General features: G+C 64.2%; 20 protein-coding genes. 14 read left to right on the forward strand and 6 right to left on the reverse strand.

Going from position 1 to position 20471, the window contains the following annotated elements:
• The first annotated feature begins 34 nt into the window (after positions 1 to 34).
• From HSDC_RS02600 to HSDC_RS02615, 4 genes are all read left to right on the forward strand, one after another.
• Positions 35 to 487 carry a YchJ family protein gene (locus HSDC_RS02600; RefSeq protein ID WP_064698351.1) on the forward strand — a complete coding sequence of 151 codons (453 nt, stop codon included), beginning with the start codon at positions 35 to 37 and terminating at the stop codon, positions 485 to 487.
• A gap of 13 nt (positions 488 to 500) precedes the next feature.
• Positions 501 to 893, forward strand: a complete 393-nt coding sequence (locus HSDC_RS02605; RefSeq protein WP_244534402.1) for a hypothetical protein — start codon at positions 501 to 503, stop codon at positions 891 to 893.
• A 213-nt stretch (positions 894 to 1106) separates the two neighbouring features.
• A complete protein-coding gene (locus tag HSDC_RS02610) occupies positions 1107 to 1574 on the forward strand; it encodes a copper chaperone PCu(A)C (RefSeq protein ID WP_064698352.1) in 468 nt (155 codons plus the stop codon).
• A gap of 27 nt (positions 1575 to 1601) precedes the next feature.
• Entirely contained in the window at positions 1602 to 2180 is a 579-nt protein-coding gene (locus tag HSDC_RS02615; protein WP_064698353.1) for an SCO family protein, read from the forward strand.
• Positions 2181 to 2299: 119 nt separating this feature from the next.
• Here the strand turns inward: HSDC_RS02615 and HSDC_RS02620 are convergent, their stop codons facing one another.
• From HSDC_RS02620 to hutI, 5 genes are all read right to left on the reverse strand, one after another.
• Positions 2300 to 3634 carry a Na+/H+ antiporter family protein gene (locus HSDC_RS02620; RefSeq protein ID WP_064698354.1) on the reverse strand — a complete coding sequence of 445 codons (1335 nt, stop codon included), beginning with the start codon at positions 3632 to 3634 and terminating at the stop codon, positions 2300 to 2302.
• 88 nt (positions 3635 to 3722) lie between these two features.
• Complete coding sequence (hutH, locus tag HSDC_RS02625) at positions 3723 to 5261, reverse strand: histidine ammonia-lyase (RefSeq protein ID WP_064698355.1); 1539 nt, start codon at positions 5259 to 5261, stop codon at positions 3723 to 3725.
• A gap of 174 nt (positions 5262 to 5435) precedes the next feature.
• The gene (hutU, locus tag HSDC_RS02630) at positions 5436 to 7115 is read right to left on the reverse strand and encodes a urocanate hydratase (protein WP_064698356.1); all 1680 of its coding nucleotides are present in this window, start codon (positions 7113 to 7115) and stop codon (positions 5436 to 5438) included.
• Between the two features lie 53 nt (positions 7116 to 7168).
• Entirely contained in the window at positions 7169 to 8110 is a 942-nt protein-coding gene (gene hutG / locus HSDC_RS02635) for a formimidoylglutamase (RefSeq protein WP_064698357.1), read from the reverse strand.
• Positions 8100 to 9326 (reverse strand): imidazolonepropionase, encoded by a 1227-nt coding sequence (hutI, locus tag HSDC_RS02640; protein WP_064698358.1) that lies wholly within the window; start codon positions 9324 to 9326, stop codon positions 8100 to 8102. The genes hutG and hutI overlap by 11 nt, the downstream gene beginning before the upstream one ends.
• A 343-nt stretch (positions 9327 to 9669) precedes the next feature.
• Here hutI and HSDC_RS02645 point away from each other — a divergent pair, with 343 nt between their 5' ends.
• Positions 9670 to 10998: a YjiH family protein gene (locus HSDC_RS02645; protein ID WP_064698359.1), complete on the forward strand. Its 1329-nt coding sequence runs from the start codon at positions 9670 to 9672 to the stop codon at positions 10996 to 10998.
• Positions 10999 to 11013: 15 nt separating this feature from the next.
• Here HSDC_RS02645 and hutC read toward each other — a convergent pair whose 3' ends face one another.
• Positions 11014 to 11724: a histidine utilization transcriptional repressor HutC gene (hutC, locus tag HSDC_RS02650; protein WP_064698360.1), complete on the reverse strand. Its 711-nt coding sequence runs from the start codon at positions 11722 to 11724 to the stop codon at positions 11014 to 11016.
• A gap of 102 nt (positions 11725 to 11826) precedes the next feature.
• Between hutC and HSDC_RS02655 the strand changes: the two genes are divergently transcribed.
• The 9 genes from HSDC_RS02655 to HSDC_RS02695 all read left to right on the forward strand — a co-directional run bounded on the left by HSDC_RS02655 (position 11827) and on the right by HSDC_RS02695 (position 20457).
• Positions 11827 to 12453 carry a DUF938 domain-containing protein gene (locus HSDC_RS02655; protein WP_064698361.1) on the forward strand — a complete coding sequence of 209 codons (627 nt, stop codon included), beginning with the start codon at positions 11827 to 11829 and terminating at the stop codon, positions 12451 to 12453.
• A gap of 68 nt (positions 12454 to 12521) precedes the next feature.
• Positions 12522 to 13472 carry a sugar-binding transcriptional regulator gene (locus HSDC_RS02660; protein ID WP_064698362.1) on the forward strand — a complete coding sequence of 317 codons (951 nt, stop codon included), beginning with the start codon at positions 12522 to 12524 and terminating at the stop codon, positions 13470 to 13472.
• A gap of 380 nt (positions 13473 to 13852) precedes the next feature.
• The gene (locus tag HSDC_RS02665) at positions 13853 to 15163 is read left to right on the forward strand and encodes an ABC transporter substrate-binding protein (RefSeq protein WP_064698363.1); all 1311 of its coding nucleotides are present in this window, start codon (positions 13853 to 13855) and stop codon (positions 15161 to 15163) included.
• An 84-nt stretch (positions 15164 to 15247) separates the two neighbouring features.
• Positions 15248 to 16138 carry a carbohydrate ABC transporter permease gene (locus tag HSDC_RS02670; RefSeq protein WP_064698364.1) on the forward strand — a complete coding sequence of 297 codons (891 nt, stop codon included), beginning with the start codon at positions 15248 to 15250 and terminating at the stop codon, positions 16136 to 16138.
• A gap of 27 nt (positions 16139 to 16165) precedes the next feature.
• Complete coding sequence (locus tag HSDC_RS02675; RefSeq protein ID WP_082919919.1) at positions 16166 to 17044, forward strand: carbohydrate ABC transporter permease; 879 nt, start codon at positions 16166 to 16168, stop codon at positions 17042 to 17044.
• Between the two features lie 12 nt (positions 17045 to 17056).
• Positions 17057 to 18199: an ABC transporter ATP-binding protein gene (locus tag HSDC_RS02680; protein WP_064698365.1), complete on the forward strand. Its 1143-nt coding sequence runs from the start codon at positions 17057 to 17059 to the stop codon at positions 18197 to 18199.
• Between the two features lie 9 nt (positions 18200 to 18208).
• The gene (locus HSDC_RS02685) at positions 18209 to 18886 is read left to right on the forward strand and encodes an HAD family hydrolase (RefSeq protein WP_064698366.1); all 678 of its coding nucleotides are present in this window, start codon (positions 18209 to 18211) and stop codon (positions 18884 to 18886) included.
• A 22-nt stretch (positions 18887 to 18908) separates the two neighbouring features.
• Positions 18909 to 19685 carry an L-iditol 2-dehydrogenase gene (locus tag HSDC_RS02690; protein ID WP_064698367.1) on the forward strand — a complete coding sequence of 259 codons (777 nt, stop codon included), beginning with the start codon at positions 18909 to 18911 and terminating at the stop codon, positions 19683 to 19685.
• 139 nt (positions 19686 to 19824) lie between these two features.
• On the forward strand, positions 19825 to 20457 hold the full coding sequence (locus tag HSDC_RS02695; RefSeq protein WP_064698368.1) for a nucleoside triphosphate hydrolase: 633 nt from the start codon (positions 19825 to 19827) through the stop codon (positions 20455 to 20457).
• Positions 20458 to 20471 lie beyond the last annotated feature (14 nt).

Here is a 20471-nt window from a genome sequence, read left to right on the forward strand (position 1 = left end):
ATGTCGCCCTCGACACGAACCGGGAGTCTCGACGATGAACGATCAGCGCTGTCCCTGTGGTACCGGCCGTGCGCTTGCCGAATGCTGCGGGCGCTATCATGCAGGTTCCCCGGCGCCGACGCCCGAGGCCTTGATGCGCTCGCGCTTCAGTGCCTTCGCACTTGGCCGCAATGACTATCTGCTGGCGACCTGGCATCCGGATTTTCGTCCGTCGAGCCTGCCGGATGAGGATCCGACCGAGTGGGTGCGCCTGGAGATTGTCGACACCTGGACTCAGGGCGACCAGGGGCATGTGCAGTTTCGTGCCACCTTCCGCGAGGGGCGTCGTTGGGGCGTGCTGGAGGAGGCCTCCGAATTCCGTCGACACGAAGGGCTGTGGTGCTATGTCGATGGTGAGCCACGCGTCATGCGGCTCAAGCCCGGCCGCAACGATGCCTGTCCTTGTGGCAGCGGGAAAAAAGCCAAGCACTGCTGCATACGGGGATGACTCCACCCGGCCTATGCGTCTTGAGCAGCACGCGGTGGCGGTTTACTATTCGCGCATGCCTTATCATCGTGGTTTGATCATCTGTCTCGGGATTCCGTTGGTCTTTCTCCTGCTCATTGGTGGGCTGATCTTCGGAGGACAGGCCGTTTCCGCCGTCAAGCTCGACGGCGAGATTCAGCGTGCGCTGGCGACGAAATTGGTGAACGCGTCGAGCCGCGCGGATGATATCGAGCTGAAGAACCTGCAACGGGTCAACAACGGCTATGGCTATTGTGGCCTGTACAAGACCGCTTCGTCCGAGAATGGCTACGCCTCGTTCTTCTACAACAAGATCGATGGGCGTGTGACGCTGGACATCAAGTCGGAACGCTACGAGTCGAACTGCGGGCTGTCGTCTTTCTGCTGATCCTGGCCCGTCTCCCTGCCTGATCCTCCATGGTGGCCTTGGTCCCGCGCCTTGCGTCGTTGTTGTCCCCTGAGCGATTCTGCTTCTCCCGCTGTGTTGCGGGAGGACAAATTGTCGCAGTGGCTGGGTCCGGTGGCGGCTCCACGCTAGTCTGCAACACTGAAGTTGCCTGGATCGTCCTGGCTTACTGGGAATGGAACATGAGGCTGACATATGGCGAATGGAAAGCGGAAACTCAAGCGTTGGATCTCGGCCGCATCGCTGGGGGGGCTGGCAGCCTGTCTGCTGGCATTTCCTCTCGCCGCGAGCGCTGATGGGCTGGATGTCACGGATGCCCGGATGCGCGTGCTGCCGGGTGACATGCCGGCGGCAGGATATTTTCGACTCGACAATACCAGTGACAAAAGGGTGGTGCTCGTCGGCGCCAAGAGCGACGCCTTCGAGAAGGTCGAGTTGCATCGCAGCATGAACAAGGACGGCATGGCCAGCATGGAGTCGGTGTCACGGCTTGAAGTGGCGCCGGACGAGCATATCGAGTTTGCGCCTCAGGGATATCACCTGATGCTGATGAAGCCGACCGGTGCGTTGTCTGCCGGGGATGAGGTCGAGATCACCCTGGAGTTCGAGCGCCATGATCCTCTCACCGTAGATTTCGAGGCCGTGCCGCCGACATCCATGTAGGTGGCGATGATGTTGCAGGAGAATGGCATGTTGCGATGGATGTTCCCGCTGGCCCTGGCATTGATGCTGGCGGGCTGTTTCGACCATAACTGGCAGACCAACGACATCACCGATGTCATGCCGGCGCTGGAATTCGATCTCGTCGATGAGGATGGCGAAGATGTGCAGGCCGATGCCTTCATCGGCAAGCCGACCCTGCTGTTCTTCGGCTTTACGCACTGCCCGGATGTCTGTCCGACGACGCTGGCCAAGCTGTCGGCTGCCATCAAGCAGCTCGATGAGTCTCGGCAGGATGACGTACAGGTGCTGTTCGTCTCGGTCGATCCCGCACGTGATACCCCGGACGTGCTGAAGCAGTACACCGAGGCATTCGGGCCGCAGTTCATCGGCCTGACCGGCGAGCGCTCCAAGATCGATGCGCTGACTAACCGCTATCGCGTTACCTATGAGTACGGGGAGAAGGACGCGCGCGGCAACTATGACGTCACGCATTCGAGCAGTGTTTTCGCCTTCGATCGCCAGGGCGAGGCCCGTTTCATGTTCAGTGACATCAATTCTCTGGAATCGCTCGTGGGCGATCTGTCGTATCTCGTGGAAAAGGGCTAATTGCCTGGCAACTCCTGTCCATGTGCAGAAGCTGAGGCAGACGTCCTGATGCAAAAGCCCCGCTCGACTCATGTCGGCGGGGCTTTTGTCTTTCATGGCGCGGTCGGCCGCCGGGCGGCTTAGAGCGTCATGGCGGCAATCCAGCCGAAGGCTACCAGCGGAATGTTGTAGTGCAGGAAGGTCGGCACCACGCTGTCCCAGATGTGGTCGTGCTGACCGTCGGCATTGAGGCCGGCGGTTGGCCCGAGGGTCGAGTCGGAGGCGGGTGAGCCGGCATCCCCGAGGGCGGCGGCGGCTCCGACCAGAGCGATGGTGGCCATGGGCGAGAAGCCGAAGTTCAGCGCCAGGGGCACGTAGAGCGAGGCGATGATCGGAATGGTCGAGAACGACGAGCCGATCCCCATGGTGATGAACAGCCCCACCAGCAGCATGATCAAAGCGGCCAGACCCTTGTTGTCGCCGATCATCTCGGTGGAGCTGGCAACCAGCGCTTCGACTTGCCCGCTGGCCTGCATCACGCTGGCGAACCCTGCCGCCGAGATCATGATGAAGCCGACCAGCGCCATCATGCGCATGCCTTCGGTGAAGATGTCGTCCTGTTCATGCCAGCGGAACACACCGCTCACCGAGAGCAGGGCGAAGCCGAACAGACCGCCGATCACCATCGAGCCGGTGAACAGCTGGACCGTGACGGTCCCCACCAGCGCCACTGCCAGTACCAGCATCTGCCAGGGCTTGAGGTGCTGGGCGGCTTGGCTGGGCGTCTCGTCGCCATGGGCCAGATCGATGTCCTGATAGTCGCGCTTGCGACGGTAGCTGAACAGCAGGGCGACCACGAGGCCCAGGGCCATGCCGCCGATGGGCACGATCATGGCCATTGGTACCATGCCGGCGGTCACGTCCAGGCCGTTCTCGTTGAGGTTGGTCAACAGGATGTCGTGAAGAAAGATCGAACCGAAGCCGACCGGCAGCAACATGTAAGGGGCGGTGATGCCGAAGGTGATCACGCAGGCCACGGCCCGGCGATCGAGCTGCAAGTGATTCATCAGCTTGAGTAGCGGCGGCACCAGTACCGGGATGAAGGCGATGTGTACCGGGATCAGGTTCTGGGAGCTCACCGCCGCGGCCAGCAGCACGCCGAGCAGGGTGAAGACGATCAACTGGCGGTTGGGGATCCCGTCGTCCAGTCCCAGCTTGGCGATGGCCTTGTTGGAGAGCAACTGGGTGATGCCCGAGCGCGACAGGGCCACGGCAAAGGCCCCCAGCACGGCGTAGGAGATGGCGACCTTGGCACCGTTGCCCAGGCCGTCATTGAAGGCGGTGAGGATTTCGCCCAGCGGCATGCCCGCATAGAGACCGCCGACCAGGGCGGCGGCGATCAGCGCGAACACGACGGATACGCGCATCAGGCTGAGGGTGACCATGACCAGGATGGCCAGGACGACTGCGTTCATGTCTTGCCCCTTGTGAGAAGGTCGATTGTTGTTGGTGTCGCCCCTTGCCGGCTCGGGGCGGGAGGGGCGACGAGGTTGCGTTGCCTGGTCAGTTCACCTGGCTGGGCAACAGATCGGCGGGCGCCAGACGACTGAGGTGGCGTTTCGCGAGGAGTTCGCTGGCGGCGTCGATGTCCGGCGCGAAGAAACGGTCCTTGTCGTAGTAGGCGACACGCTCGCGCAGTACCCGGCGAGCTTCTTCCAGTGTGTCGGTGGTCCTGAGACCGTCGCGGAAATCCAGGCCCTGGCAGGCGGCCAGCCATTCGATGGCGAGGATGCCACGCACGTTGTCGGCCATTTCCCATAGCCGCTTGCCGGCGGCCGGCGCCATGGAGACGTGGTCTTCCTGGTTGGCCGAGGTCGGCAGGCTGTCGACGCTGTGCGGATGCGCGAGTGCCTTGTTCTCGCTGGCGAGTCCGGCCGCCGTCACCTGCGCGATCATGAAGCCCGAGTTGACGCCGCCATGCTCCACCAGGAAGGGCGGAAGCTGGGACATGTGCTTGTCCATCATCAGCGAGACGCGACGCTCGGTGAGCGAGCCTATCTCGGCGATGGCCAACGCCAGGTTGTCGGCCGCCATGGCCACCGGCTCGGCATGGAAATTGCCGCCGGAGATGATATCACCCTGTTCGGCGAACACCAGGGGATTGTCCGAGACAGCATTGATCTCGATGCCCAGAACCTCGGCGGCCTGGCGCAGCTGGGTGAGGACGGCGCCCATCACTTGAGGCTGACACCGCAGGGAATAGGGGTCCTGAACCTTGCCGCAATCGACGTGGGAATCGCTGATCTCGCTGCGCTCGCCGAGCAGGTGGCGATAGGCGGCAGCGGCATCGATCTGGCCGCGCTGGCCGCGCACCTCGTGAATGCGAGGATCGAAGGGCGAGCGCGAGCTCAGGGTGGCCTCCACAGTGAGCGAGCCGCACACGGTGGCGGCGGCGAACAGATCTTCGGCCTCGAACAGACCCTTGAGGGCATAGGCAGTGGAGACCTGGGTGCCATTGAGCAGGGCCAGACCTTCCTTGGGCGCCAGCGAGAGCGGTTCGAGACCGGCGATCTCGAGGGCCTTGGTGGCCGGCAGCCACTCGCCCCGATGGCGGGCCTGGCCTTCGCCGAGCAACACCACGCTCATGTGCGCCAGCGGCGCCAGGTCGCCAGAGGCACCCACCGAGCCCTTGAGCGGGATCTGCGGATAGACCTCGGCGTTGATCAGCGCCACCAGGGCATCCAGCACCTCGCGGCGAATGCCGGAGTAGCCGCGAGCTAGGCTGTTGACCTTGAGCACCATGATCAGGCGTACCAGGGCATCTTCCATGGCACCGCCGACGCCGGTGGCGTGGGACAGCACCAGGGAGCGTTGCAGGTCCTCGAGCTGGTCCTTCTCGATGCGGGTCTGGGCCAGCAGGCCGAAGCCGGTGTTGACGCCATAGACGGTACGGTCTTCCTCGACCACGCGATTGACGCAGTCGACGCCGGCGGCGATATCGGCATCGGCACTGGTCGGCAGGGAGACCTGGAGAGGGGCTTCGAAGACCCGGCGCGCCTGGGCCAGGGTCATCTTGCCGGGTTGTATCTCGAGATGGTTCATAGGGAGTTCCTCATCTCGCCGAGCCGGAGCTTGCCGGTGGCAGGCACTACGCGAAGGCGCTGTGAACCCATCCCTGGGCGCTACCGATGCCATCCTTGGCATCGGACCTTCGCTTCGACCTGCCACCGGCGCTCCCTGTACCAGCGAGAAGCATGGCTGTGGATGTAGAAGGTTTTACTTGTCGATCATCGGCAGGTCGAGGCCATTCTCTCGCGCACACTCCTTGGCGATGTCGTAGCCGGCATCGGCGTGGCGCATGACGCCGGTGCCCGGGTCGTTGCGCAGCACGCGGCCCAGGCGGACACGGGCATCCTCGCTGCCGTCGCAGACGATCACCACGCCGGCGTGCTGGGAATAGCCCATGCCCACGCCGCCACCATGGTGCAGCGAGACCCAGGTGGCGCCGCCGGCGGTGTTGAGCAGGGCATTGAGCAGCGGCCAGTCGGAGACAGCATCGGAGCCATCCATCATCGACTCGGTCTCGCGATTGGGGCTGGCCACCGAGCCGGAATCCAGGTGATCGCGACCGATGACCACCGGCGCCTTGAGCTCGCCGTTTCTGACCATCTCGTTGAAGGCCTGGCCGAGGCGGGCGCGATCCTTGAGGCCGACCCAGCAGATGCGTGCCGGCAGGCCCTGGAAGGCGATGCGCTCGCGAGCCATGTCCAGCCAGTTGTGCAGGTGCGGGTCGTCCGGGATCAGCTCCTTGACCTTCTGGTCGGTCTTGTAGATGTCCTCGGGGTCGCCGGACAGCGCGGCCCAGCGGAAGGGGCCGATGCCCTGGCAGAACAGCGGACGGATATAGGCCGGCACGAAGCCGGGGAAGTCGAAGGCATTGTCGACGCCTTCTTCCTGAGCCATCTGGCGGATGTTGTTGCCGTAGTCGAAGGTCGGGATGCCTTGCTGCTGGAAGTCGAGCATGGCGCGCACGTGCACCGCCATGGACTGCTTGGCCGCCTTGACGACTGCCTCGGGCTCGGTCTTGCCACGCTCGACATACTCATCCCAGCTCCAGCCGGCCGGCAGGTAGCCGTGCAGCGGGTCGTGGGCACTGGTCTGGTCGGTGACCATATCCGGCTTCACGCCGCGCTTGACCAGCTCAGGCAGCACGTCAGCGGCATTGGCACACAGCCCGATGGAGATCGCCTTGCCCTCGGCGGTGTAGCGCTCGAGGCGAGCCAGGGCGTCGTCCAGATCCTCGGCCTGTTCGTCGAGGTAGCGGGTGCGCAGGCGGAAGTCGAGACGCGACTGCTGGCACTCGATGTTCAACGAGCAGGCGCCGGCGAGAGTCGCGGCCAGTGGCTGAGCGCCGCCCATGCCGCCGAGGCCGGCGGTCAGGATCCAGCGTCCCTTGAGGTCACCGTCGTAGTGCTGGCGGCCGGCCTCGACGAAGGTTTCGTAGGTGCCCTGGACGATGCCCTGAGAGCCGATGTAGATCCAGGACCCGGCGGTCATCTGGCCGTACATCATGAGCCCCTTCTTGTCGAGCTCGTTGAAGTGTTCCCAGTTGGCCCAGGCCGGCACCAGGTTGGAATTGGCGATCAGCACGCGGGGTGCGTCCTTGTGGGTCTCGAATACGCCCACCGGCTTGCCGGACTGGATCAGCAGCGTCTGGGTGTCCTCCAGGCGCTGCAGGGTCTCGACGATCTTGTCGAAGCATTCCCAGTCACGGGCGGCGCGGCCGATGCCGCCGTAGACCACCAGGTCCTCGGGGCGCTCGGCGACATCCGGATGCAGGTTGTTCATCAGCATGCGCAGCGGCGCTTCGGTGAGCCAGCTCTTGCAGGTGCGCTCGGTACCGGTGGGGGCGCCGATCTTGCGGCTCGGGTCGTGACGCTTGTCGATATGGGACATGCTTGGATTCCTCGCAGGGTCTCTCGGTAAGAGGGCTGACGGTCGGCGCCGGTTCAGCCGTTCAGGGTCAGCAGATGGATGAGGCGTGCCGCGACTCTGGCGGTGCGGTCATCGATGTCATGGTCGGGGTTCAGCTCGGCGATATCGGCTAGACAGAGCTTGCCGCTGTCGCGGACCGTCTCGATCAGGGGTTCGAGCAGCGCCAGGGGGACGCCGCGTGCTGCCGGTGCGCTGACGCCGGGTGCCTCACAGGCCGGCAGCACGTCGAGATCGATGGTCAGATAGAGCCGGTCGCAATGGGCGATGAAACGCTCGAGATCACGCTGGATGGTGTCGAGCCGGGTCGGAGTGACGTCGCGGTCTTCGCGCACCAGTACATCGAGCGCTCTGGCCCGCTGGAACAGCGCACGAGTATTGGCGGCGCGGCTGATGCCAAGGCAGGCGTAGCGGAAGGGCCAACCCCTGGCGTGGCAATCCTCGGCGATCTGCGAGAAGGGCGTGCCGGAGGAGCGTACGTGGCCAGGATCGCGCAGATCGAAATGGGCATCGAGGTTGATGATGCCGACGCGCGGTGGCGTCTCGCGAGGAGCGAGGTGACGGGCGAGGCCTTGCCAGCTGGCATAGGCGATCTCGTGGCCGCCGCCCAGCACGATGGGCAGGTGCCCGGCATCGAGCAGTGGCGCCAGGCGTTCAGCCAGGGCTGCCTGGGCGGCTTCCAGAGCGTCGTCTTCGCAGGTCACGTCGCCGGCGTCGAAGGCCGGTGCTTCACGGTGCCAGGCAAGCGGAGCTAGGGCGCGACGGATCGCCGACGGTCCGGCGGCGGCACCGACCCGGCCCTGGTTGCGGGCCACGCCGGCATCGCTGGCGAAGCCGAGAAGGGCACATCCCGCTGGGGCGTTCTCCGAAAGGGGCGCGATGCGCTGGTGCCAGCGGTCACTGTCGGGCTCGGGGTCGCGGCGACCCTGCCAGAGGCTCATGTCGATCTCATTGGCCATGAGCGAGCTCCTCCACGGGTTGGCCGGCGACGACGCGCTGACGGAGTCGACCGGGCTGGACGGCATAGGCGAGCTCCGCCGGAGAGTCGATGTTCCAGAGACACAGGTCGGCAGGCGCTCCCTCGCGCAACCTGCCGAGTTCGGCAAACCCCAGAGCGCGGGCGCCGTGCGCGGTCATGCCGGCCAGTGCCTCTCGCGGCGTGAGGCGGAACAGGGTACAGGCCAGATTGAGCATCAAGGTCGGCATGAACAGCGGCGAGCTACCGGGATTGGCATCGGTGGCGACGGCCATCGGCACGCCAGCCTCGCGAAGCCCGGTGATGGGAGGCTGCTGGGTTTCGCGCAGCGTGTGAAAGGCACCCGGCAGGATCACCGCCACGCTGCCGGCATCCCGCATGGCGGCGATGCCGGCGTCATCGAGGTACTCGATATGGTCGGCCGACAAGGCGCCGTGGCGAGCGGCCATGGCGGAGCCGCCCAGATTGGAGAGTTGCTCGGCATGGGCCTTGATGGGCAGGCCGTGAGCCTGGGCCGCCTCGAAGACGCGCTCGCACTGGGCCACCGAGAAGGCGATCTTCTCGCAGAAGACATCGACCGCATCGGCCAGTCCCTCGTCCGCGGCAGCGGGGATCATCGCCTGACAGACCAGGTCGATGTAGCCGTCGCTGTCGTCTGCGTATTCCGGCGGCAAGGCGTGGGCGCCGAGCAGGCTGGTGACGACGCGCACGGGCCGCGCCTCGCCGAGACGGCGGGCGACGCGCAGCATCTTGAGCTCGTTCTCGACGTCGAGGCCATAGCCCGACTTGATCTCCACGGTGGTCACGCCGTCGGCGAGCAGGGCATCGAGGCGTGGCAGGGCGGCGGCGAACAGCTCGTCCTCGCTGGCCTCGCGCGTGTCGCGCACGGTGCTGATGATGCCGCCGCCGCGTCGGGCGATTTCCTCGTAGCTCACGCCTTCCAGGCGTGCCTCGAACTCGTCGGCACGGCTGCCCCCGAACACCAGATGCGTGTGGCAGTCGATCAGGCCAGGGGTCATCACGCCACCGCTGCCCATGAGCCGGCATGTCTCGGCAAGGGAAGCCGAGAGTTCCCGCATCGGAATCAGGGACTGGATGCGGTCTTCCTCGACGATTACCGCCATGGCCTCGGGCAGGGTCTCCTGTCCGTCGAAGACGGTGACGTCCTGCCAGAGTCGGCGTGTCCGGGGATGAGTCATGCTGACGTCTCCAGGCTGTTTTGTATATACAAATACATTAGCGCATTCCCACGCCATCGTCACCCCGTGAGTCTGGCGTCTGACGGGGTTCTCAGGTCTGGGCATTTCCATGCAGAAAGGCAGATAAATTTTATTAAAATCAATAAAATATAATTTTTCATGGAAATATTTTGATCAGGTCTATCGAATGTTTTCGACCAAAGTATTAAGGACCTCGGCGAGGTGCTCATGGCATCGGTATTCTGTGTGATGTATATACAAAGTAGGTTGCCTCAGTCCTTCATGCAGTGAAGCGCAACTCGCATCGATGATCCCGCTCACAACGACAATCCAGGAGCCTCCCATGGCGAACTCCCCATCCGACGCGTCCCGACGTCGGGGGCCCTCGGCGAGCACCGTGTTCAAGCTGTTCGTACCCAGCTGCATCGGGGTGCTGATCTTCTTCGTGCCGATGACGTTCGACGGCAAGACGACCATACCGCTGGACCATATGGTGACCGGTGCTCGCAACCTTTTGGGCGAGGGTAGCGGCCTTTATGCCCTGGCGCTGATCGTCGCCGGGGCGCTCTATCCTCTGGTCAGAGGAACCTGGCGGCGCAGCCTGACCGAGCGAGTCTTCACGGGGCTCAAGCTGGCCGGTGTGGCGGCAGCAGTGATGGCACTGACCGGCTGGGGGCCTGCCTTTTTGCATGAGCCGGACATGCTGCCCTTTCTGTTCGACAAGCTGGTGATTCCGGTGGGGCTGATCGTGCCGATCGGGGCCATCTTCCTGGCGCTGCTGATCAGCTTCGGCCTGCTCGAGCTTATCGGCGTGCTGGTCCAGCCGGTGATGCGGCCGGTGTGGCGCACGCCGGGGAGAAGCGCGATCGATGCCGTGGCGTCTTTCGTCGGTAGCTATTCCATCGGCTTGCTGATCACCAGCCGGGTCTACCAGGCAGGGCAGTATTCGGCTCGGGAGGCGGCGATCATCGCCACCGGCTTCTCCACCGTGTCGGCAACCTTCATGATCATCGTGGCCAAGACCCTGGAGCTGATGGCGTTCTGGAATCTCTATTTCTGGCTGACGCTGGTCATTACCTTCGTGGTGACGGCGATCACGGTGCGGATGCCGCCTCTGTCGCGCATGGATGACAGCAAGACGGACGGTGAACCGGACGCCACCCCAGGGTGCCGCCTGGCCACGGCCTGGCGTACCGGGCTGAAGGTGGCCGAGCGGGCACCGAGCCTGCTGTCCAGCGTGGCGCTGAATTTTCGCGAGGGACTGCTGATGGCGATCAGCATCCTGCCGTCGATCATGTCGGTGGGGCTGGCCGGATTGCTGCTGGCCAAGTACACGCCGCTGTTCGAATGGCTCGGCTGGGCCTTCTACCCCTTCGTGGCAATCTGGGGGCTGGACGAAGCCGCTGCTCTGGCCCAGGCAGCGGCGGCGGGGCTTGCCGAGATGTTCCTGCCGGCCCTGTTGATGGGCGATGCTGGCCTGGTGGCACGTTTCGCCGCCGGGGTGGTGTCGGTCTCCTCGGTGCTGTTCTTCTCGGCCTCGATTCCCTGCATCCTGTCCACCAGCATCCCGTTGTCGGTAGGGCGCATCGTGATCGTGTGGTTCCTGCGGGTGGCGTTGAGCCTGCTGCTGGCGGTGCCGGCGGGTTACCTGGTGCAAGCTCTGGCAGGTTGATCGGCTCAGGCCGCGTCAGTTGGTATGCAACGAGGAGCGTAGCTTGTAGCGGTCGCCGGGATGGATCAGGCGCGCATAGCTGATCAGGTGATCTCCCGACCAGGTGCGCCGGATCATTCGCAGACAGGGTTCGTGGGGGGCGATGTCGAGGCGCCGTGCGGTGTCGGCGTCGACCAGCACGGCCTCGACCACGTGTTCCACATCGTTGATCGGGCAGGCTGCCACCAGCACCTCATTGGGCGTGTGCTGCGTGAAGTCCGTCTCCAGATAGTGGGGAACCCGGCTGGGATTGACGTAGCGATCCTCGAGCTGGATGGGCACGCCGTTCTCGCGATGCACGATCAGGGTGTGAAAGACCCGGGCGCCGTTGCGCACGCCCAGATACACCGAGATCTCGTCGTCGGCCTCCAGCGCTTCGGCACGCAGGACTTCGCTGGTGTAGACATGTTCGCGGCTGCGGACCTCTTCGGCGATGTTGTGCACCTCGATCAGCGAGGACTCGGCCTTGCGGTCGGTAACGAAGGTGCCGACCCCGGGTTGTCGCGTCAGGTATCCTTTCTGGACCAGGTCACGGATCGCCTTGTTGGCAGTCATGCGGCTGACGCCGAATTCCTCGGCCAGGCGTTCCTCGGGTGGAATCCGGTGCTGCACTGGCCAGTCGCCACCATGAATCTTTTCCAGCAGGTGCCGTTGTATCTTGAGGTAGAGAGGCAGGGAACCGGCCATGCGTTATCCTGTGTGTCCATTCCGGTGGAAACGGGAAAAGCAAGGGAGCGGCGACACTCGCCGCCCCGTATCCAGGCACTCTCGGACAATGCCCAGGAGACCATGATGTCACGAACCGATCATCGGGGCACATCCCCGGCGCGCCTCAAGAGCCTTGCTGCCGCGCGCAATCGCGAGCCGATCCTCGCGGTGCTCGAGGAGGTATTGCCGGCGCGAGCCAGGGTGCTCGAACTGGCCAGCGGCAGTGGGGAGCACGGGCTTCATTTCGCCTCGGCGATGCCAGGCTGGCAATGGCAGCCAAGCGATGTCGACTCGCACTCCCTGGCGTCCATCGAGGCCTGGCGGGCGACGTCCGGGCCGGACAACCTGCGGGCGTCGATCCGTCTCGATGCTACCGGCGACTGGCCTGACGAAACCTTCGATGCCATCGTGGCCATCAACCTGATACACATTTCGCCCTGGGAGGTGACCGAAGCGCTGATGGCCCGTGCCGGCGAGCACTTGGCCGCCGGGGGGACGCTCTATCTGTATGGCCCCTATCGGCGCGAGGGCAGGCACACGGCACCGAGCAATGCGGCCTTCGACGAGGACTTGAGACGCCGCGATGCACGTTGGGGCGTGCGCGATCTCGAAGCGGTGGTGGAGGCGGCGATGCCTCACGGACTGACGCTCGAGACGGTCGTCGAGATGCCGGCGAACAACCTCAGCGTGGTGCTGCGTCGCCAGTGAGCGGACATTGTGCAACCCCGGCAGCCTTGCGATGATGCCGCATATCGATCAGCCAGTGAGTCGTGAGAGTGGACAAGTTCGAGGTGAAACTGGACCAGGCGGCGCGGGCGGCCTGGCTCTCCCATGTGGGAGGCTGTACCCAGGACGAGATCGCCGCGCAATTGGGGGTGTCCCGCCCCGGTGTGCAACGCTTGCTGGCGCTGGCGCGCCAGGAGGGGCTGGTCAAGGTCCGAATCGATCATCCCATTGCGCAATGCACGGCGTTGTCCCAGGCGATTCGCGATGCCTTCGGCCTGGCATTCTGCGATGTGGTGCCGGCCGATGCTGAGGCGGGGGCGGATAGCGCCCATTATCTGGCGGTGGCCGGTGCCGAGCGCCTCGCGCGCCTGCTCGAGCGTTCCGAGCCGCTGACCCTGTCGCTGGGCACGGGGCGCTCGGTGCGGGCCACGGTGGAGGCACTGAGACGCTTCGATCGTCCGCAGCATCGCATCGTCTCGTTGGTAGGCAACATCGCTCGGGACGGTTCCGCCAACCGCTATGACGGCGTCATGGTGCTTGCCGACAAGACGGGCAGCGAGCGTTTTTTGTTGCCCGCACCGGTCGTGGCGGGGTCGGTGAGCGAGAAGGAGGCGCTGCAGGGACAGCCGTTGTTCCAGGCCATCACCAAGGTGGCGCGCCAAGCTCAGGCAGCTTTCATCGGTGTGGGGCGCATTGATCGTCAGGCAACCTTGTTCCAGGATCACTTCATCAGCGAGGCCGAACTGGATGAACTGTTGTCCCGGGAGGCCGTCGGCGAACTGCTCGGCTGGCCCATGAATGCCGAGGGTGAACTGATCGACTGCTCGACCAGTCGACGCGTCACCAGTCTGCCGTTATCGATGTTCCGCGATCAGGAAATGGTGGCTCTGGCCGGCGGGCGGGGGAAGGCGCCGGCGATCCTGGCGGCCCTGCGTGGAGGCTGGTTGAAGAGTCTGGTGACCGACGAGCAGGCCGCGAAATATATCGTCGAGCACTCGTGATCGGCGTGTCGAGCCACGAGCTTCGAGACATGAGCGTCGAACCCAGCCACAGGTGTCGAGCCACGCGCCTCTACACCTGGCCACGGACTGGGCCATTCGGGCGGTAGCCTCGATCGTTCGCCCTTGACTGGGGGCTCACCTCGGTTGTCATCTCTTTCTAGCTTCTAGCTTCTAGCTTCTAGCTTCTAGCTTCTAGCTTCTAGCTTCTAGCCTAAAGTCTAAGCGCTCCGGCTTTGCGTTTTTTGTGCCTCTGTCCGATCATTTGATCAGTCGTTGATTCTATTGATCGGTAATAGGCGAGAGGGCAACGGGAATTTCCCGTCCTCCAGAGACAACAACAATTCCTCCTGCGGGGGGCATCAACGCAACAGGAGCACGCCATGCAGCGTCATCGTCTACTTCCCCTGGTGGCCGCCACGGCACTGGGCGCCACGGCGGCCCAGGCCGAGACCATCACGGTGGCCACCGTCAACAACAATGACATGGTCATCATGCAGGGGCTTACCGAGGCCTTCGAGAAGGCGCATCCCGATATCACCCTGGACTGGGTGGTGCTCGAGGAGAACGTGCTACGCCAGCGCATGACGACCGATATCGCCACCGAGGGCGGGCAGTTCGATGTCATGACCATCGGCAGCTACGAAGCGCCGATCTGGGCCGAGCGGGGCTGGCTCGAGCCCCTCGACGACCTGCCCGCGTCCTACCAGGTCGAGGATCTGCTCAAGCCGGTTCGTGACGGTCTCAGCCATGATGGCACCCTCCATGCGCTGCCGTTCTATGCCGAGAGTTCGATGATGTACTACCGCCGGGATCTGTTCGAGCAGGCGGGCATCGAGATGAGCGAACAGCCGACCTGGAGCGAAGTGCGGGAATGGGCCGGCAAGCTCCACGACCCCGACAACGAGGTGGCCGGTATCTGCCTGCGTGGCAAGCCGGGCTGGGGCGAGAACATGGCGTTTGTCTCGACCCTGGTGAACACCTATGGCGGCCGCTGGTTCGACATGGACTGGAACCCCGAGATCGACAGCGATGCCTGGCAGGAGGCGATCTCCTTCTACGTCGATCTGCTCAACGATTACGGCCCCTCCGGGGCGAGTTCCAACGGCTTCAACGAGAACCTCGCGCTCTTCTCGCGGGGGAACTGCGCCATGTGGGTCGATGCCACTTCGGCGGCCGGCAAGCTGTTCAACGCCGATGAGTCCCAGGTGGCCGACCAGCTCGGTTTCGCGCCGGCACCGGTAGCCGAGACACCGAAGGGCTCGCATTGGTTGTGGTCCTGGGCGCTGGCGATTCCGAGCTCCTCCGAGTCTCCGGAGGCGGCCAAGACCTTCATTCAATGGGCGACCTCGCAGGAATACGTCGAGCTGGTCGGTGAGCGCGAAGGCTGGACCAGCGTGCCCCCCGGTACCCGCGAATCGACCTATGCCGATGAACGCTACCAGCAGGCCGCCCCCTTCGCCGACTTCGTGGTCGAGGCGATTCGTGACGCCGACCCGCTGGATTCCACCCTCGATCCCAATCCCTATGTGGGCGTGCAGTTCGTCGGCATTCCCGAGTTCCAGTCGATCGGCACCCAGGTGGGGCAGATGATCGCCTCGGCTCTCACGGGAGAGACCAGTGTCGAGCAGGCACTGCAGGCCGCGCAGCGTGCCACCGAACGCACCATGCAGCGTTCCGGCTATCTCGACTGAAACGCGGGTGTCGTCCCTGGCGGCGCCCGGCGCGCCGCCCATCCTCATGCCGCTTGCGGCGTTCCAACCGACGAGTGACGAGCCATGAACAAGACTCGCGCCTCCGGTCGTACCGTCGGCGGTCTGCGCACCCTGTCGCTGCAGGCCCCCGCGGTGACCCTGTTGCTGCTCTGGATGCTGGTGCCGCTGGGCATGACCCTGTGGTTCTCCTTCCAGCGCTATAACCTGCTGATGCCCGGCATGAAAGGTTTCGCCGGGTTCGAGAATTATCAATACCTGCTGACCGATCCTGCCTTGTGGTCGGCCATGGGCACGACCCTGCTGCTGGTGGGCTGGGTCCTGGCCATCACCGTGGTGGGCGGTACCTTGCTGGCGGTGCTGTTCCAGCAGGACTTCTTCGGGCGTGGCATCGCCCGGGTGCTGGCCATCTCGCCGTTCTTCGTCATGCCCACGGTCAGCGCCCTGGTATGGAAGAACATGATGATGCACCCGGCCAACGGGGTGCTGGCCTGGCTCGCCGAATCCTTCGGCCTGCCGGCGCTGGACTGGTTCTCCAGCCTGCCTTTGACCTCGATCATCATCATCGTCTCCTGGCAGTGGCTGCCGTTCGCACTGCTGATCCTGCTGACCGCCATGCAGTCGCTCGACGACGATCAGGTCGAGGCGGCCCGCATGGATGGGGCCGGGCCGGTAGCGATCTTCTTTTTCATCACGCTGCCGCACCTCAAGCGGGCGATCAGCGTGGTGATCATGATCGAGATGATCTTCCTGTTGACGGTCTTCGCCGAGATCTTCGTCACCACCTCTGGCGGGCCGGGGCTGGCCACCACCAACCTGGCTTACCTGATCTACATCCGCGCTCTGCTCGACTTCGATGTCGGCACGGCGTCCGCCGGCGGGGTGATCGCCATCATCCTGGCCAACATCGTTGCCATCTTCCTGGTCCGCATGGTGGCCAAGAACCTGGAAGCGTAAGCCAGGCACGCTGAGGAGAGGATTCCCATGACGACGACCCTGACGACCAAGGACACGCCGGTGACAGCGGAGCGCGGTAACGCCGCGGCCCGTGCCAGGCGCCTGCGTGGCCTGGGCATGGCGCTGCTCGGCTGGACGGTGGCCCTGCTCATCTTCTTTCCGATCTTCTGGATGATAGTGACCGGCTTCAAGACCGAGGCCGAAGCCATCGCCGAGCCGAGTCTGATCTTCACGCCGACCCTGGAGAGCTATGCCGAGGTGCAGGAACGTGCCGATTACGTCAAGTTTGCCTGGAACAGCGTGGTGGTGGCCTTCGGCTCGACTCTGCTGGCCCTGCTGATCGCCATTCCGTCGGCGTATTCGATGGCCTTCCTGCCGACCCGACGCACCAAGGGCACCTTGCTGTGGATGTTGTCGACCAAGATGCTGCCGCCGGTCGGCGTTCTGGTACCGATCTATCTGCTGTTTCGCGATCTGGGGCTGCTGGACACCCTGACCGGTCTGACCATCGTCTACATGCTGATGAATCTGCCGATCGTGGTGTGGATGCTCTACACCTTCTTCAAGGATCTGCCGCGGGACATTCTCGAGGCGGGACGCATGGATGGCGCGAGCACCCTGCAGGAAATCGGCTATCTGCTGCTGCCCCTGACACTCCCCGGAATCGCTTCCACCGGCCTGCTATCGGTGATCCTGAGCTGGAACGAGTCCTTCTGGAGCCTCAACCTGACGACCTCCCAGGCAGCGCCGCTGACTGCCTACATCGCCTCCTTCTCGAGTCCCGAGGGCCTGTTCTGGGCCAAGTTGTCCGCCGCCTCGACCATGGCCATCGCGCCGATCCTGGTGTTCGGCTGGCTGACCCAGAAACAAATGGTCCGTGGCCTGACCTTTGGCGCCGTCAAATAAGAGGACAATTACATGGCAACCCTGCAACTCAACAGCGTCGTCAAGCGCTTCGATGAAACCCAGGTCATCCAGGGGGTCGACCTGGAGGTCAAGGATGAAGAGTTCGTGGTCTTCGTCGGCCCATCCGGCTGTGGCAAGTCGACCCTGCTGCGCATGATCGCCGGACTCGAGAGCACCTCGTCGGGGGATATCGTCATCGAAGGCCAGCGGGTCAACGACCTGGGGCCGGCGGAGCGCGGCCTGGCCATGGTATTTCAGAGCTATGCCCTCTATCCGCACATGACGGTGGAGGACAACATGGGGTTCAGCCTGCGTCTGGCCGGTGTAGCCAAGGCGCAGCGGCGCCAGAAGGTGCTCGAGGCGGCACGCATCCTGCAGCTGGAGCCATTGCTGGATCGCAAGCCAAAGGCCTTGTCCGGCGGGCAGCGCCAGCGGGTGGCGATCGGTCGGGCCATCGTGCGCAACCCCAGCATCTTTTTGTTCGACGAACCGCTGTCGAACCTGGATGCGGCCCTGCGCGTGCAGATGCGTATCGAGCTGGCGCGGCTGCACGAGGAACTCAAGGCGACCATGATCTACGTGACCCATGACCAGATCGAGGCCATGACCATGGCCGACAAGATCGTGGTGCTGCAGGGCGGCGTGGTGGAGCAGGTCGGTTCGCCCATGGAGCTCTATCACCATCCCCGCAACCGCTTCGTGGCGGGCTTCATCGGCTCGCCGAAGATGAACTTCCTGCCGGTGAGCGTGGTGTCGGCCGGTGATGAGGGCGTGGACGTCCGCCTGCCCGGTGGCGATGTCACCCGGGTGCCGGTCGATGGGCGAACCTGTGAAGCCGATCAGTCGCTGACGCTGGGCGTGCGTCCGGAGCATCTGACGCTGGACGAGACAGGCCCTCTGCGGGGGCGGATCAGGGTCATCGAACGCCTGGGTGGCCAGACCTCGCTCTATGTGGACATGGACGAGGATCTCTTGACGCTGATGGTGGATGGTGACGTGACCCACCGCGTGGGCGAGGAGATTGGCTTCACCTTCGAGCCACGGCGAGGCCATCTGTTCACCGACGACGACATCGCCCTTGCGAGCCTGGAGCGTCATCCGCTGGCGTCCCTGACCCGTCAGGACAATCGTGCCGCCAGTGACGCCGAAGCCTGAGGAGTGGACATGGAAAGGTTGATCTTTGATTGCGACGGCGTGCTGGTGGACAGCGAGGCAATCGCCGAGGCGACGTTGGTCGAGCGACTCGCGTCGTGGCTGCCCGATGTCGATATCCAATCGCGACTCGGCGAGGCGCTCGGTCTGACCACCGGTGCGATCCTCGAGCGTCTCGAGGCGCTCAGTCGTCATGCCTTGCCCGATGATGCGCTGGGTGCCATCGACCGAGAGATCGAACGTCGTCTGGCACAGGAGTTGCGCGCCATCGATGGCGTCGCCGCCGTTATCGAACGGCTGGACATGGCGATGGCGGTGGTATCCAACAGCCATCGCGGGCGGGTACGCGACTCGCTGGCGCATACTGGGCTGGACGCTCTTCTGGACGGGGCGCCGATCTTCTGTGCCGAGCAGGTGGCGCGCCCCAAGCCGGATCCAGCCATCTATCGACTGGCCGCCGAGACGCTGGCGGTGTCACCGGAGGAGTGTCTCGTGGTGGAAGACAGTACGGCTGGCGTTGGCGCTGCCTGGGCGGCCGGCATGACCGTGATCGGCTTCACCGGGGCCAGCCACGTGCCTCCTGGCCAGGCGGCGCGGTTGCGCGAGGCCGGTGCCTGGCACGTGATGGAGCATATGCGCGAATTGCCGGCGCTGGTGGCGACCTGGCGCAAGCAACGCCTTTCCGGTTGAACCAACACAAGGAGACAACGTGATGAAACTCGTCGACAAGGTGGCGGTGGTGACCGGCGGGGCGCGAGGCATTGGCTTGGCGATCGCCGAGCGGTATCTGGCGGAAGGGGCTCGGGTGGTTGTGGCCGATGTCGATACAGAGGCCATCGACGCAGGGCTGGTGTCGCTGGATGCCGGGGAACGGGCGATCGGAAGGCGGCTGGATGTGCGCGACAGCGCCTCGATCAAGGCCATGGTGGCGTCGGTCCAGGAGCGCTTCGGGACCATCGATATTCTCGTCAACAATGCGGCAGTGTTTGACATGGCGCCGGTGCTGGAGGTCAGCGAGGAGAGCTTCGACCGACAGTTTGCGGTCAATGTCAAAGGACTCTTCTTCACGCTCCAGGCGGTGGCGGCGGCCATGGTCGAGCAGGGGCGAGGCGGGGCCATCATCAATATGGCTTCCCAGGCCGGCCGGCGCGGCGAGGCGCTGGTCAGTACCTACTGCGCTACCAAGGCGGCAGTGATCAGCCTGACCCAGTCCTGTGGCTTGGATCTGATTCGGCATGGTATCCGGGTCAACGGCATCGCCCCGGGCGTGGTCGACACACCGATGTGGGAAGAGGTGGATGCCTTGTTCGCGCGCTACGAGGGACGTCCCCTCGGCGAGAAGAAGCGCCTGGTCGGCGAGGCGGTGCCCATGGGGCGCATGGGGCGCCCGGAGGACCATGCTGGCGCGGCGGTCTTCCTGGCCTCCGAGGACAGCGACTATGTGGTGGCTCAGACGCTCAACGTCGATGGTGGTAATTGGATGAGCTGAAAAAAGTCTGCGCGGGTGAATTGCTGCGTTGCACGGTACTCGGAGTCCCTCACATATACCTCATATGCTCGGGCTCCTGCGCGCCGTGCGCCTTGCTCTTCACCCTACTCGGCGATTTTTGGATCACGCGAGAAAAATGATGAATCCGAATATCCATGAGGTGACGTCACGAGTGTTGGAGGCGGCAGGGGAAAGCCGGCGCTTCATCGTGGCTCTGGCGGGACCGCCCGCCGCTGGCAAGTCCTTCCTGTCGGGCTGGCTGTGCCGTGAGCTCAATGCCTGCCAGGCCGGCTGTGCGGCGGTGGTGCCCATGGACGGTTATCACTACGACAACGCCGTGCTCGAGCCCCGGGGGCTGGTTGCCGTGAAAGGCGCGCCGGAGACCTTCGACTGCGCGGGCCTCAAGCACGATCTGCAGCGTATTCGCCGAACCGATGGCAACGTCGCCGTGCCGGTGTTCGATCGTCCCCTGGATCTGGCCCGGGCCGGCGGTCGGTTGATCACGCCCGAACATCACATCGTCATCGTCGAGGGCAACTACCTGTTGCTCGATGAAGGCCCCTGGCCGGCATTGCGTAATGAGTTCGACTTCAGCCTGTTTCTCGAGGTACCCGACGAGGAGCTCGAGGCACGCTTGATCGAGCGCTGGCTGGGAATGGGCCAGGACCAGGCGGGCGCCATCGAGCGTGCCCGGAACAAGGACATGCTCAATGCGCGCTTGATCAAGTCTCGCTCGGTGGCCGCCGATCTGCACTGGTTCACGAGCGACTGATCCTTCATGTCTGC

The sequence above is a fragment of the Halomonas caseinilytica genome, assembly GCF_001662285.1.
Classification (GTDB): domain Bacteria; phylum Pseudomonadota; class Gammaproteobacteria; order Pseudomonadales; family Halomonadaceae; genus Halomonas; species Halomonas caseinilytica.